Source organism: Stenotrophomonas tumulicola, assembly GCF_014117215.1.
In the GTDB taxonomy this organism is placed as follows: domain Bacteria; phylum Pseudomonadota; class Gammaproteobacteria; order Xanthomonadales; family Xanthomonadaceae; genus Stenotrophomonas; species Stenotrophomonas tumulicola.
Genome location: NZ_JACGXS010000008.1, coordinates 74,014 through 88,368 on the forward strand (window position 1 = coordinate 74,014; position 14,355 = coordinate 88,368).

11 protein-coding genes are annotated in these 14,355 nt (G+C 69.3%); 4 read left to right on the top strand and 7 right to left on the bottom strand.

Going from position 1 to position 14,355, the window contains the following annotated elements; genetic code table 11:
- Positions 1-5 precede the first annotated feature (5 nt).
- Positions 6-1,064, top strand: coding sequence for a DNA topoisomerase IB (locus H4O11_RS14475; protein ID WP_182340136.1), 1,059 nt, complete (start codon positions 6-8; stop codon positions 1,062-1,064).
- Here the strand turns inward: H4O11_RS14475 and H4O11_RS14480 are convergent.
- Positions 1,042-1,386 carry a hypothetical protein gene (locus tag H4O11_RS14480; protein ID WP_182340137.1) on the bottom strand — a complete coding sequence of 115 codons (345 nt, stop codon included), beginning with the start codon at positions 1,384-1,386 and terminating at the stop codon, positions 1,042-1,044. The genes H4O11_RS14475 and H4O11_RS14480 overlap by 23 nt on opposite strands.
- Before the next feature lie 232 nt (positions 1,387-1,618).
- Here H4O11_RS14480 and H4O11_RS14485 point away from each other — a divergent pair, with 232 nt between their 5' ends.
- The 3 genes from H4O11_RS14485 to H4O11_RS14495 all read left to right on the top strand — a co-directional run bounded on the left by H4O11_RS14485 (position 1,619) and on the right by H4O11_RS14495 (position 5,030).
- Positions 1,619-2,749, top strand: coding sequence for an SDR family oxidoreductase (locus H4O11_RS14485; RefSeq protein WP_182340138.1), 1,131 nt, complete (start codon positions 1,619-1,621; stop codon positions 2,747-2,749).
- A 95-nt stretch (positions 2,750-2,844) separates the two neighbouring features.
- The gene (locus H4O11_RS14490) at positions 2,845-3,231 is read left to right on the top strand and encodes a BlaI/MecI/CopY family transcriptional regulator (protein WP_182340139.1); all 387 of its coding nucleotides are present in this window, start codon (positions 2,845-2,847) and stop codon (positions 3,229-3,231) included.
- Between the two features lie 2 nt (positions 3,232-3,233).
- On the top strand, positions 3,234-5,030 hold the full coding sequence (locus H4O11_RS14495; RefSeq protein ID WP_182340140.1) for a M56 family metallopeptidase: 1,797 nt from the start codon (positions 3,234-3,236) through the stop codon (positions 5,028-5,030).
- 73 nt (positions 5,031-5,103) lie between these two features.
- Here the strand turns inward: H4O11_RS14495 and H4O11_RS14500 are convergent, their stop codons facing one another.
- From H4O11_RS14500 to H4O11_RS14525, 6 genes are all read right to left on the bottom strand, one after another.
- A complete protein-coding gene (locus H4O11_RS14500; protein WP_182340141.1) occupies positions 5,104-5,427 on the bottom strand; it encodes an I78 family peptidase inhibitor in 324 nt (107 codons plus the stop codon).
- A gap of 88 nt (positions 5,428-5,515) precedes the next feature.
- Positions 5,516-6,610 carry a ribonuclease H-like domain-containing protein gene (locus tag H4O11_RS14505; protein WP_425506068.1) on the bottom strand — a complete coding sequence of 365 codons (1,095 nt, stop codon included), beginning with the start codon at positions 6,608-6,610 and terminating at the stop codon, positions 5,516-5,518.
- The gene (locus H4O11_RS14510) at positions 6,547-9,036 is read right to left on the bottom strand and encodes a DEAD/DEAH box helicase (protein ID WP_425506063.1); all 2,490 of its coding nucleotides are present in this window, start codon (positions 9,034-9,036) and stop codon (positions 6,547-6,549) included. Before H4O11_RS14510 ends, H4O11_RS14505 begins: the two co-directional genes overlap by 64 nt.
- 188 nt (positions 9,037-9,224) lie before the next feature.
- Positions 9,225-11,057, bottom strand: a complete 1,833-nt coding sequence (locus H4O11_RS14515) for a hypothetical protein (protein ID WP_182340143.1) — start codon at positions 11,055-11,057, stop codon at positions 9,225-9,227.
- Complete coding sequence (locus H4O11_RS14520) at positions 11,054-13,231, bottom strand: hypothetical protein (RefSeq protein ID WP_182340144.1); 2,178 nt, start codon at positions 13,229-13,231, stop codon at positions 11,054-11,056. Before H4O11_RS14520 ends, H4O11_RS14515 begins: the two co-directional genes overlap by 4 nt.
- The gene (locus H4O11_RS14525; protein WP_182340214.1) at positions 13,228-14,355 is read right to left on the bottom strand and encodes a BatA domain-containing protein; all 1,128 of its coding nucleotides are present in this window, start codon (positions 14,353-14,355) and stop codon (positions 13,228-13,230) included. Before H4O11_RS14525 ends, H4O11_RS14520 begins: the two co-directional genes overlap by 4 nt.

Here is a 14,355-nt window from a genome sequence, read left to right on the forward strand (position 1 = left end):
CGGGCATGAGCCAACCTGCCATGACACCTGGGAAAGCCGCTGCCCGCGCCGCGGGCCTGCGTTACGTAGACGATGGCCAGCCGGGCTTCCATCGTCGCAAGGCGGGCAGGGGATTTACGTACCGGGATGCGCGCGGACGCACCGTGCGCGACGCCGATATGCTGGCACGGTTCCGTTCGCTGGCCATCCCGCCGGCCTATACGGATGTGTGGATCTGTGCCTGGCCGAACGGCCACCTGCAGGCCACCGGTCGCGATGCACGGGGGCGCAAGCAGTACCGCTATCACCCGGATTGGGCGCGGCAGCGGGATGCTGGCAAATTCGACCGCATCATCACGTTCGGTGCCGCCCTGCCGGCATTGCGTCGACGCCTGCGGCAGGACCTGCGCTGCACCGGCTTTCCGCGCGCGAAAGTGCTGGCCATCGTGGTGGCGCTGCTCGCCGACACGCTGGTGCGGGTCGGCAATGAAAGCTACGTGCGTGAAAACAACTCCTTTGGCTTGACCACGCTGCGCAACCGCCACCTGGCATTGCTTGCCGGCGGGCGCGTGCAGATGCGTTTCCACGGGAAGTCCGGCCAGCGCCAGGAGGTGGTGGTCAGCGACCGGCAGCTGGCGAAACTGGTGCGCCGCCTGCAGCAGCTGCCGGGCCAGGCGCTGTTCCAGTACCGCGACGATGACGGCAGCGTGCAGCCCGTGGACTCGGGTGAAGTGAACGACTACCTGCGCGAGGCAATGGGCGAGGCGTTCACCGCCAAGGATTTCCGCACCTGGGGCGGCACCGTGGAGGCATTGCGGGTGTTCGCTGCCACCGCCCTGCCCGAGCCAGCCAGCAAGACCGCCTTGGCGGCCGTACAGCGCGAGGTGGTGTGCCAGGTGGCATCGCTGCTGGGCAACACGCCCGCTGTCTGTCGCAAGGCGTATATCGATCCGTGCGTGTTCGACGGCTGGGAGCGCGGCGAACTGGGGGCACTGGCGGGCCTGCGTGGGCCGCGCCAGTGGGAGCAGGCGACCCTGCGCTACCTGCGCAGGGCACGCCGGGTCAGCCGCAGTAGATCGCGGTGATGTTGTTGGTGCGGCCGGTTTCGACGGTCAGCTGTTCGCCGCCATCGTGGGAGGCGCCGGCGGCTGGATCGACGCTGCCACTGGCGGTGGTGCCACTGCGTTCACGCTCGCTGCGCCGCACCTGTACCCGCAGGCTGTCGCTGTCCACGCGGGCACGCTCGACGGTGGCGTCCGACGCTGCCAGGCCGACCGCGCCCTGCACCTTGTCCAGGTGGCACTGGCCGGAGATGACACCGTCGATCGGCTGCACCTGGGCCACGGGCGTGCTGTTGCAGGCGGCCAGGGAAACCGCCAGGGCGGCCATGCTGAGGTAACGGATCATCGTTGCAGCTCCAGGGTGACGGGTGCCCAGCGTGCCGTGGGCGGCGTGGTGCCGGGATGAACGCCTGCACGCGGAAGGCACGTTGCATTCACCGACGGCAACGGTGGCGATACGCAGACTGGCTGTCCCGGTAACTGGAAGGAGGCCCGCCATGTCTGCCTGCATTGCGCCAGCCATGCCGGCGCACGCGGCGTGGCCTACCGCACCTGAACCCGGCTGACCAGGAGATCCCATGGCAACGGCAAAGAAAAAAGTCCCCGCGCGGCGGAAAGCCGCGCCGAAGATCCGCGACACGGAGGCTCCGATGAGCCCGGATGCGCCTGCCGCTACCCGCGCCGGTGCCCCGGCGCGCAAGCGCGTGGTGAAAACGGCGACCCGCAAGGCGGCCTCCACCGATGAACGCGCCAGCCGTGTTGCGGCACGTCAGCGTCGGCTGCAGGATCAGCAGAAGGCCAAGGATGCGCGCGCCGGCAAGCAGGCCGCGAAGAAGAAAGCCGCCCAGGCTGGCGCACGCAGGCAGCCGGAGAAGATGCCTGCGCAGCACATCGCCAAGCCGGGCAACGAACACGAACTCGCGTTGTCTCCCCGGTTCCTTGCGCCGGATTACGTGGGCAGCGGAAAACTGAAGGGCCTGCGCGCGATCATCACCGGCGGTGATTCCGGTATCGGTCGCGCGGTGGCGGTGCTGTACGCCCGCGAAGGCGCGGATGTCGCGGTGCTGTACCTGGACGAACACGAAGATGCCGAGGTAACCCGCCAGCACGTGGAACGCGAAGGAGGGCGCTGCGTGGTGATCGCCGGCGACGTGCGCGATCCGCGTTTCTGCAACCGCGCGGTGAAGCAGGTGGCGAAGGCGTTCGGTGGCATCGACATCCTGGTCAACAATGCGGCGTTCCAGCTGCACTGCCAGCGGCTGGAAGACCTTGCGGACGCGCACCTGCAGGAAACCCTGCAGACCAACATCGGCGGTTATATCCAGATGGCCCGCGCGGTGCTGCCGCATCTCGGCGAGGGTGCCAGCATCATCAACACCGGTTCGGAGACCGGCCTGTTCGGCAGCAAGGCCCTGATCGACTACTCCGCGACCAAGGGCGCGATCCATGCCTTCACCAAGGCGCTGGCCAGCCAGTTGCTGCCGCGCGGTATCCGGGTCAACTGCGTGGCGCCAGGACCGGTGTGGACGCCGCTGAATCCTGCCGACAAACAGGCGCCGGACGTGGGCGAATTCGGCAAGGACAGCGACATGGGCCGTGCCGCACAGCCTGAAGAACTGTCGCCGGCCTATGTATTCCTGGCCGCGCCGTGCTGCTCCAGCTATATCAGCGGGGTGGTCCTGCCGGTGATGGGGGGTCCGCACGGATAAGCCGGCGGACACGCTCCTTCCCGACGTCCGGGGGTTGACTACAGTTGTAGCCAGGTGCATGGTGGCGACACGTGTAGTCACTCGGGAGCCGCGCCATGCGCCGCAAGACCATCGGGGACCAGGAACTGGCCCTGCTGCAGTACATCGACGAGACGGGAACGCCCACCGTAGGCGAGGTCGCTGCGGGATTCGGCGAGACTCGCGGGCTGGCCCGTTCCACCGTGCTGACGATGATGGAGCGCCTGCGCGGCAAGAACTACCTGCGCCGCCAGCAGGAGGAAGGCGTCTACCGTTACCAGTCCACCAGCGGGCAGGACAGCGTGGTGCAGGGTGCCATCGCACAGTTCGTCGACCGCACGCTGCAGGGCTCGGTTTCCCCATTCGTGGCGTACCTGTCGCAGCGCGACCAGGTAAGCGATGACGAACTGGCCGAACTGGAAGCGCTGGTCGAACAACTGCAGTCGCGTCGGCAGGAGGGTTGAGCATGGACATCATCATGTTGCTGGAGCGGTTGGGCTGGACCAGCCTGCAGACCGTGCTGCTGGTGGCGCTGGTGTGGGCTGTCTGCCGCGTGGTGCCCTCGCTTGGCGCCGCCGCACGCTGCCGCCTGTGGTGGCTGGTATCGCTGCAGGCGGTGATGGGACTGTTCTGGGCACAGCCGCTGCAGTTGGCTGTGTTGCCGGCGCCCGCTGCAGTGTCCGATCCCTTTGCCGCCGGCATGGCCGAGGCGGCATACGTACATGCGCCGGGGCTGTCGGCGCAGTGGCTGGCCAGCGGTCTCGACCGGGCTTCGGCTGACGGCCTGGCCATGGCCACGCCGTGGTGGGCGATGCTGCTCGCCGTACTCTGGCTGGCTGGCGTGCTGCTGATGGCATGGCGTACGGCGGGGGAGTGGCGCCGTAGCCGCGCATTGTTGGCTGCTGCGGTCCCCTGCGATGACCAGGCGCTGGTGCGCGCACTGCAATTGGCCGCCGAGGCCCACGGCCTGCGCCGCGCGCCGCGCCTGTGGATGAGTGCCCAGGTCGACGCGCCACAGGTGGTGGGGCCGTTGCGTCCGGTCCTGCTGCTGCCGGCCGGCGAGAATGCATTGCAGGGCGATGCGCTGGACATGGCCTTGACCCATGAACTGCAGCATCTGGCACGGTGCGACCTGCAATGGGGCCTGCTGCCCGCGCTGGCGCAGCACCTGTTCTTCTTCCACCCGCTGCTGCGGCTGGCGGTAAGCGAGTATGCCCAGGCCCGCGAAGAGGCTGTCGATGCCGCCGTCGTGGGCGGGCGCGGTGAACGCCGGCAGGACTATGGCCGCCTGTTGCTGCGGCTTGGTGTCATGCCGCGCCCGCACCTGGGCGTGGCCAGCGCCGCGCCCAGCAAGGGCAGCCTGAAACGACGACTGCTCTCGCTGCAGCAGCGGCAGGCCTGTCCGAAGATGGTGGCGACGGCACTCACCCTGGCGGTTTTGGCCGTGGGTGTGCTGCCGCTGCGGTTGGTTGCTGCGCCACCACCACCACCCGTGCCGCCGAGTCCACCGGTGGCGCCTGCCGCGCCCCGTCCACTTGCGGCTCCGGCAGCGCTGGCCGCACCGCGTCCACCGGCAGCGCCTGATGCGCCGCCCGCACCGCCCGTCCCTGCGCTTCCGGCCGTTCCCGCCGCGCCGCCTCCGCCAGTTGCCAGCAGCACAGGCGTCACCAGCATGGTCACCCATGGGCGGCTCGACCTCGGCCAACGCCCGTACAGCGCCCACGTGTTGATCGACGACGACGAGAGTCATGCGGACGGCGCGGTGGATGATGTGCAGCAGGCACGTCGTGACCTGGGCGACCGCTCAACGGGCTTCTGGTTCCGCCAGGGTGACCAGCGTTACGTGGTGCGCGACCGCATGCTGGTACAGCAGATGCAGGCCGCCTATGCCGATGCGGCGCGGATCGGCCACGAGCAGGCCGAGCTGGGAAGACGCCAGGGTGAACTGGGCGCGCGTACCGGTGAGCAGGCACGTCAACTGGCGCTGAAAGCCGCTGACGAAGCAATGGCCGCGATCGGCATGGCCGACATCAACCGGGAGGCTGCAGCGGAAGCCGCCCGTGCTTCGCGTGCCGCCGTGCGCGGTGCACGCGCAGCCGGCCACGGCGCGGCATTGGCCGACCTGGCCAGCAGGCAGGCCGCGCTGGGTGTCGAGCAAGCGGCGCTGGGCCGGCGGCAGGCGGAGATCCACGCACGTGCAGCGCGCGAAGCACGAAAGGTGATCGCGCAGGCGCTGGCCGACGGACGTGCTGAAAAACGCTGAAGGCCGGCTGCTGATCGGTAGAACGGGGAGCGAAGCCGCCGGGCATGGCCCGGCGCTACAAAGGGGGTGCGTATCAGCCGCAGCTGGCGCGCTCGATCTTGTTGTCCGCATCGACGCTGATGGTGATCCGGTCTTCGCGGAAATCCATCGTGACGGCCATGCCGGGCTTGACCACACGCGCGGTGCGCGCGCCGGAATCGCGTACGGCCTTGTCGATGACCTCCTGGTTGGCGGTCTTGCCCACCAGCGCCGGCAGCGTGTCTGCGTGGCAATGGCTGCCCAGGCCCGCCACCTCCGGCTTTGGCTGGCGGGGCGCGGTATCCGCGCTGGATGGGGTGCTGCTGCAGGCCGCCAACGGCAGCATGCAGCCCAGAAACAACCACAGGTTCGAACGCATGGCAGGACCTCCCGGGTGACGTGAGGCCCAAGCATGCCGCCGCCGGCCGCTACGTGGCGTCAACGCCGGACCGCGAGGGGCCCTGCGCCTATCGACGCCATGATGGACAGTCAGCCAACGGCGACATGTCAGCCAGGGCCTCCTGCTCTACCAGCCGGATGAACAACTGCGCCAGGGTCACCACGTCCTGGTGGTTGTGTTCGGCCACGCGCCTCAGGTTCACCGCATCGCCGCCACGCAGGTAGCGCAGCCATGCAGAGGGGGCTTCAGAACCTGGCAGGTCGTCCTCGCGCACGATCTTCAACAGCTGGCGTTCGATGGTCGCCAGCCGGCAGTTCTCCCACACGCCACGATAACGCCGGCGCGTCGGGTACAGCAGGTCGACGTGGTCCAGTGCGGTGATCGGGTCGCGCTGCCGGGCCAGCCGGTAGCGTGTTTTCAGCAGCGGAGCGTCGTAGCTGCGGCCGTTGTAGCTGGAGAACACCGTGGTGGGAGAGAGCCAGCTGGTGAAGGTGCGCAGCATGGCGGTTTCCGCTGCCATGGTGGAGATCATCAGCTGGCGGATGCGCAGGCCCGGGCCACGGCGCGGGTCGAGGTGCCAGTCGGCGGCGCCGATCATGAAGGCGCGGGTGCCGGTACCGCCCGCCAGCCCGGTGGTTTCGGTATCGAAGAACAGCAGGTCGCAAGGCGCCACGTGCTGCTGTTCGCGCTTGGCGAAAGCCAGCGACAACGGCGCTGGCGGGATTTCCTGCGGCAGGAACGATTCGATCAGATGCAGGCCGGGCTCGATTTCGGTGCCCGGCAGGTTGCGGTCCAGCGCGCGCGTGCGCGGGGCCGGCGCGCTGCCCACCCCACGTCCACGCACGCCCAGCAGCCGGCGCAATCCCATCGCATCGGCGGCCTGCCGTGGCGCCGAAGCCACGCCGGTGGGCTTGTGGCGGATCTCTTTTTCGACCCACGCAAACACCGAGCGCGCAGTGTCGGGCTGCTTCGCATCATTGGCGGCGACGGGCAGTTGGGGCGCCGCCTCCACCACGGGTAACGCGGGCGCAGCCGGCGCAACGGCCTTTGCATCACCAGCCTGCCGCCGCAGCAACCGCAGTTTGTCCAGGCTCAGGCTCACGGCGCCAGCAGCTCCACGGCATCGGGCAGCAGGATCTCCACGTCCTTCACATGCTGGCAGGCCTCGGCATCGAACAGGTCCAGCACGCGCAGGGCCAGCACGCGCGGCGTGGTGTCATCGGCTTCCTGCGCGGCCAGCACCGGGCCCACGCAGGCCGGGCAACCGGCCTTGCAGTCGCAACGCTGCACCAGTTCGCGCGCGCGCTGCACCAGTTCCTGCTGGCGCAGCCACAACGGCTCGCTCAGGCCGACGCCGCCGGGGAAGTTGTCGTACAGGTAGACGGTGGGCACGAACTGCTGCAGCAGTTCGATCGCGCCAGGCACGCCCTCTTCGCCGCGCAGCTGGCCGCGCCCGGTCTGGTCGGCGATGGCGAACCAGCTTCCGTCCCCGTTGCCGACCGCCTTCTGCAGGTCTCGTGCATCGGCCATCACCGCCACGGTGGCGACGATGTGCAGGGCATAGGCCGCGCCGAGGAAACCATCCAGCGCATCCTGCTTGCTGGCGAACGCACGCAGCAGCAGCGCCTGCGGCAGCTGCCACCACACGGCGGTGGTATGCAGCTCCTGGTCGGGCAGGTTGACCGGGCCGTAGCCGATGTTCTCGTGGGTGTAATAGCGGATCTTCTTGTAGCCGGCCACGCGTCGCACCACGTGCACCTCGCCATGGTGCGCGTCACCGCGGCCGGCGACGTTGCCATCGAAACGGTCCAGCACCTTGAGCCTGGTGAAGTCGATGCTGTCGGTGTAGTAGTCCACGTTGGTGCGGGTGACGTAGGCCTTCCGGCCCTCCCAGTCCAGCGTCTCCACCTGGTAAGGAGTGGACTGCACCATGTGGATGGCACCTTCGTACAGCGTCAGCGCGGCAGCGGAATAGTCCACTTCGGCAATGATCTGCTGCTTGCCGCCACTGCGGTCCACCACCACGAAATTGCCATCGGCCACCGAGCGCAGGCTTACCGCGTTGGCCGGGTAGCTGTCGGCGATCCATTCCCAGCGCTCGCCTTCGCGATGCACCACTTCGGTTTCGGCCAGCGCTTCCAGGAAGACCTCCGGGTCGATCGGGCCGAAACCATCGCCGACCAGGAAGGGCAGTTCGAAGGCGGCGCAGCGGATATGGTCGAACAGGATCAGGGGCTGGTCCGGCGCGATGCGGGCATGTTCCGGCGATGCTTCGGCGAAGAAATCCGGGTGCCGTACCACGTACTGGTCCAGCGGCTGCGAGCTGGCCACCATCACCCCCAGCGCCGGCTGCTGGCGGCGACCGGCGCGGCCGAAGCGCTGCCAGGTAGCGGCTACGCTGCCCGGATAGCCGTTCAGCACCACCACGTCCAGGCTGCCGATGTCCACGCCCAGTTCCAGCGCCGACGTGCTCACGATGCCGTCGATCTGGCCGGCGCGCATCGCCCGCTCGGTCTCGCGGCGCTCGGTGGGCAGGTAGCCGCCACGGTACGCACGGATGCGCGGCGGCTTGCGCGGATCATGGTCGAAGATGTCCTTCAGGTATTTGGTCAGCACTTCGACCATCAGCCGGCTCTGCGCGAAGACCAGCGTCTTCAGCCCGGACTTGATCGCCAGGCGCGCGATGCGGTTGCTCTGCGAACGTGCCGACGCGCGCAGGCCCAGGTCCGGGTTGACCACCGGCGGATTCCACAGCAGTACCTGCTTGGGGCCGCTGGGCGCGCCGGATTCGGTGATCGCGGTGACCGGGGCTTCGATCAGCGCCTCGGCATGCTGCTGCGGATTGCCGATGGTGGCCGAGCACAGGATGAACTGTGGCTCCACCCCGTAGAACGCGCAGATGCGCTTGAGCCGGCGCAGCACGTTGGTGACGTGGCTGCCGAACACGCCGCGGTAGGTGTGTACCTCATCGATGACCACGTAACGCAGGTTCTCGAAGAACTGCGCCCACTTGGTGTGGTGCGGCAGGATGGCCTGGTGCAGCATGTCCGGATTGGACACCACGATGTCGCCGTGCAGGCGGATGGCCTGGCGTGCGTCGCCGGGGGTGTCGCCATCGAAGGTGAAGGCCCTGACCCCGAGGTTGCCGGCACGGTTGAGCTCAAGCAGGTCGGCGACCTGGTCCTGCGCCAGTGCCTTGGTCGGGAACAGGTACAGCGCCTTGGCCTTGTCCTGCATGGCAGCGCTGACCACCGGCAGGGTGTAGCACAGCGATTTGCCGCTGGCGGTGGGGGTGACGACGGCGACGTGCCCGCCACGCTGCGCCGCGTCCCAGGCCTGCGCCTGGTGGCTGTAGAGCTGTTCGATGCCGCGTGCCTTCAATGCGGCAGCGAGCGCCGGGGGCATGTTGTCGGGGATGGGCGCGTAGCTGCCTTCACGGCCGGGAATGGCAAAGCTGCCGGTGATGCGGTCGGCGTAGCGCCGCTGCAGGCGGGTGCTGAGCAGGGCACCGTCGCGGGCGGGCAGGCCATCGCGGGTGGCGAGCTTGTGCTCGGCGTCGGCGGTGCGTTTGGCGAGTTCGTAAGCCATCAGGAAAACATGCCGCAAAGAAATTCAGAGAACCACAATGGTGTCTCATTCCATGAGACGCCGTGCAGATCCAGGTGAATCGTTCACCGCGCGTGGCTGGACGGCAGCGCCGAGCCATGCCGGCGAGCGCCGCGGCGCCCTGCTGGCCCAGCGCGCGGGTGAAGAGTCCCGCCGAGCATGGCTTGGCGCTACCGGTCCAGGGAGGTGGTACGCCGCTCCAGCCACCACAGCAGGCCAGCGACCAGCACGAACGCCAGCAGCCATGGCCAGCGCGGGCCGGGCGCGCGTTGCGCCGCCGCTGCCATCGGCGCCCCCGCGCTCGACACCCGCAGCGCGGTGGCATCGCGTTGTTGCTGGCGATGCAGCGCGCGTGCATCGCCGGGATCGAACATATACACCGCCTGCACCGCGCCTTCGCTCACCAGCTCGTGCCAGCCCGCTTGGCGCGGCCACCATGCCGCGCATCGCGCATTGCCCGTGGCGGGGTCGACGACCAGCGGTTCCAGGGTGGCATCATCGGCACCGCGCACCCCGGTGCCGGCCGGAATGCCACACAGCACCGCGCGCTCGCCGGCCCATGGGGTAGCACCTTCCACGTCGATCGATGCCTGTGCCGTCACCGGTCGCGCCAGGGTACCGACCACGCTGCTCCACAATTCGGCATGGCGATCATCGCGCCCGGCCAGTACCGCGCGGTAAGTGTCGGTGACCGGCAGCAAGCCGATCCGGCCGCGGCCTACCGCCTGCCAGCCGCCGACCGCGCCGCCGGAGATGTCATGCAACAACGGTCGTGCACCCGGCGTGCGCAGCGCCAGCTGCTCAAATGCGGGCAGCTCGGCGGCATGAGAGCGCGCATCCGCTTCGCCTGTCCATTGAGTTGCATCCTGCGCCGATGGGCGCGGACCGCGTCGTGCCGCCAGCAGTTCGGCCTTTGCTTCGTCGCCCAGCGTCAACGCGGATGCCTGTGCGTTGCCGGATACCGCAAGACCCCAGTCGTGCAGGGTCTGCCGGGCGGAATTGCCGAGCGTGCCACTGCCGCGCACCAGCACGCCCAGCCCTTCGCGCAGGGCCTGCTGCACGGCGGCCCGTTGTGCCGCACCCAGACCGGCCAGGCTGCGTTCGTCCAGCACCAGCACGTCCACCGCTGCCAGGCGCGCCGTAGTCAGTGCCACCGGTGCATCGCCCAGCGTCACGCCCGCACCTGCCTGCGCCTGGGCCTGCACGTCCAGCCCGGCATCGGTGGCCCAGCGACGCAGGTACTTGCTCTCCGGCCCCGGCGCGCTGGCCAGCATCAGCATCCGCACCGGGACTGGCGCGGCCACCTGCACCGGTACCGGCAGCGTATCCACCACGTGCATGCTGCCGTCCAGCAGGCGCAGCTGGAACACGGCGTGGCCGACGACGCGTGCGACGCCGTCGAGTGCTACCGCGCCACGCCCGTCCAGTGCCGCGGCAGCAACCAGCTGGCCGGCGGGATCGAGCAGTTCGGCACGGCCGTCGGCTGTTCCATGGGCCCGCGCACGCACTGGAAACACCGCTCCCGGGGTGGAAACAGCAGGAACCTGCAGGTCGATCCAGCCGCGCGGCGGTGGCGCGGCCCGCAGCTGCACGCGTGGCGGCAACGCCACGTCGCGGTCGCGGGCGACCAGCCCATCGCCGACCACGGTCAGGCGTTCAGTGCCCGGGTGTTGGCGCAGTGCCGTGGCCAGGTCGGGCACTCGTGCGAAGTCCGTGCCTGTCCGGGCCTCCGGCAGGGCCAGAACGATGGCGCCGTCCGCCGGCGCGCTGCGCACCTGCTCGGCGTGGGCGGTCAACACGGTGAGGACATCACCCGGGATGGGCCGCCCAGGTGGGACCAATGCGAAGAACAACAGTCCGGCCGACACCCACTGCAACACCACCAGTGCCGTGAAGCGAGGCCACGCCAGGTGCGATGGCTGCCGTTGCCGCCAGGCCAGCCGCAGCGTGGCGATGAACATGATCGCGATGATCGCCACGGCAATCCAGTGGAAGTCGTTCATCGCCCGCTCTCCAGCGCATCCAGGTAACGCTGGCCCATCGCATCCGGGGCGATGCGCCGGGACGGTGGCGGCAGCGGGCGCAGCAGGGCGCGCCACAACTGTGCCCGCAAGGCTTGCCGGCACGCGGTACAGCCGGGTGACATGCGCAGTTCCTCGATTGCCGCGGCAAGGCCCAGCGGGTCGCCCAGGCGGGCCTCGTTGGCACGCAGCCAACCGGCCAATGCATCCAGGTCGGGATCCCCGCCGGCACCCCCGAGCTGCTGCCATGCCCCGACGATGGCCTGGTCGGGCGTGGACCGTGCCGCCAGCGCAAGCCGTCGGCTGACGATGCCCTCGCGCTTGCCACCCAGCCGCCGGCTCTCGTCGATCGGCGGCAGGTCCGGACCGACGCGTGCCAGGTAGATGCGTTCGGCCTGCTGTACCTCCTTGATGAAGCCAAGTGCCTTGTAGGCATGGGGCAATGCTTCCTTAGGCCGGCCTTGGCGCAGTTCCCCTTCGGAGGACCACATCTGGTCCAGTGCGGCCTTCAACGTGGCGCGTGTCTGGGGGTCCAGCAAGGTGGCGGCCTCGGCATGGTCATGGGTATGGCCGTACTCGGACAGCACATCGGTTGCACTGCCGAACACGGTGGGCCCATCGCTGCCACCGTGGTCGTGGCCATGGTCGTCGTGGTCGTCGGCATGCGCCCCACCGCCATCTTCGCCGTGCTCGTGCTCGTGCGTGGCCTGTGGCGCATCGCGGGTCGGCAGGTCACTGGTCGGCAGGTCCCCGGTGGGTGGCGCCTTCGGCGCTCCTTCACTTTCCTCGCCAAGAAACTGGCCATAGCGCAGGCGCAGGATGCGCTGGTCCACGCCGATCGCATCCGAGCGCCGGGTGAACTCCTCGGGGGACAGCTTGCCGCGCTGCGCGATCAACGCTTCTGCATCGATGATGATCTGTCGCTGGCTGCGGAAATAGGCGGGCAACGTGCGTTTGACCATGCCTTCCAGCTCGGCCTCCTGCACGTCCGCTTCGCTGGGCAGGCGCAGGATCAGGCTGCTGCTCTGCGCGGCCTGCGGGGTGGGTGCATGGTTATCGCGCACCTGCAGTTGGACGATCACATCGTTGCCTGCCGTTGCACCCAATGCAGCCAGGTCCAGTGCATGGGCGAAGCGCTTCTGCGTGGCCGGGCCGGTGCCGGCCAGGGTGAACAGCTGCTCGCGGAAGGTGATGTTTTCGCCGCTGCCCTGGGCGAGCGTGACTTTCAGCTGGGCATTGGCGGCCACGCCGTGGTCGTCGCGGGCCTCGAAGCGCAGGGGCCAGCGACGTTGCCCCGGCGTGCCGGTCACCAGCGTGGCATCGGGTTCGATCACCCGCACGCTGGGTGGCTGGTCAGGCACCACGTCCAGCCGGTACAGACGCGTATCGCGCATCGCCGGTTCGGTCACCACCCGGTACAGGGCCGGGCGTTCGGCCTTCCAGCTGCCGGTCCACTGCGTGCCGTCGTGCCCCAGTTCGATGCGCTGGCCGTCGTGGAACTGCAGCGCGACACGGCTGGGGATGCTGGAAAAACGCAGGGCCCAGGACAACTGGCTGTCCTGGGCGACGTTTCCATCCAGTGTGTTCTGCGTGCGGGGTGGCTGGCCGGTATATGCCGGTGCGCTGATGCGCAGCCGCGCCGATTGCAGGGAAGGTGGCACCATCGTCGGCGCGCTGCCTGCCTGCGTGGCGGGCGTGGGGCTTGCCGGTGCGGTACCGCCCCGCGGCCAGCCGAAGGCCAAGGCAACCACCAGCAGGGCTGCTGCCCATGCTGCACGCAACGCCCATCGTGGCCAGCGTGCGCGCAGGTCGGGCGGATCGGCGCGCAGGGCGTCATCCACGCGTGCGCGCTGCCGCTGCTGCAGTGGATTGAGCTGGGCGGCATCGGCGAACAGCAGGTCGGCGCTGTCCCGGGCACCAGGATGTTGGTCGAGCTGGCGGACCAGCCAACGACGGTCCAGCCTGCGCATGCGCCAGGTCGATATTGCGGCGGCGGCCAACAGGCCAAGGGCCAGCACGATGATGGCCAGGTCAGGGCCGGCCAGGCGCCATGCCAATGCGGAAAGCGTGCAGGCCAAGGGGACGACCAAGGCCATGCCCAGCCCCCACTGGCGACGTCGGGCTGCCCACCAGGCAGTGGCCACCGCAGGGTTCATGGCTGGGTCCTGCGACGAGCGGAGGTGGCCAGCCAGCGTTCCAGGGCGAACAGCAGCACGATCACCAGCAGCAACCACGGCGCCAGCTCGCGTGGCTCGACTGCGGCGGGCGCGGCGCCGCCCAGCGGCGCCTGGTCGGTGGCATCGGCCAGTGCAGGTGCCGGCAGGGGCTGCAGCACCTGCAGCAACCGCCGCGGGAAGGTGTCTTCGGTGACGATGGGCAACGCCGCGGCAGACAGTGCCGCGCTGAACCGCAGCAGGCGTCCACGCCCTTCCGCCCGTTGTTCCAGCACGGTCGCACCCTGTGCATCACGCAATGCCGCCACCCACGCCGCGTCGTCCTTGATCGGCGCAGTGACGCGCAGCACGGTGCCGCCGCCGGCCAGCCAGGACTGCCACGATGGCGGTAGTGGAGTGTTCGCCAGCCAGACGCCGATCTGTCCGTCGTCCGGCGCGGTGCCGCCGGTGCCGGCGTCCGTGGGGGCCTGGTTGGTCCATGCGCGCTGCACCGCATCCAGCACGTGCCGCGCGGCCGGGTCGCCGCTGCCGCCCAAGTGCAGCCGGGGGGCACGCAATGCGCCTGCCAGCGGGCCGACCGGCATCGGCACTGGCCGCCACTGCACGTTGCGCGACAGGCGAATGCGTTCGCCATCCAGCCCCGGCAGGGGATCGGGCACGAACACCACCAGCGGCGTACCCGTCGGCAGTGCCTGGTCCAGCTCACGCAGCAGGCTGGCCAACGGTTGTGCGGTGGCTGCCGGGCGTTGCTGCAGCGCCGGGAAGCCGGGGGCCAGCCAGCGCCAGTCACCTTCAGTGTCTTTCCCGCGCAACGCGGCTCCATCCAGCCCTGGTGCCACCACCGTCACCGCCGCCATCGTGCCCCGGGTCCCCTGCAGCACGGGACGCGCCAGCAGCAGTGCCAGGGCAGCCAGCAACAACAGGCGTACCAGCAACAGTGGCCATTCGTCGACGCGTACCCTGCTGCGCGGGCGCATGCGTGCCTGCAGCCAGCGCAGGGCGGCGAAATCCAGCGGTGCATGCTGCTGGCGGCGCGCCAGGTGGATCAGCAGCGGTAGCAGCAAAGCCGTCAGCGCCAGCAGGCCCAGCGGGAACAACAGGGCCAG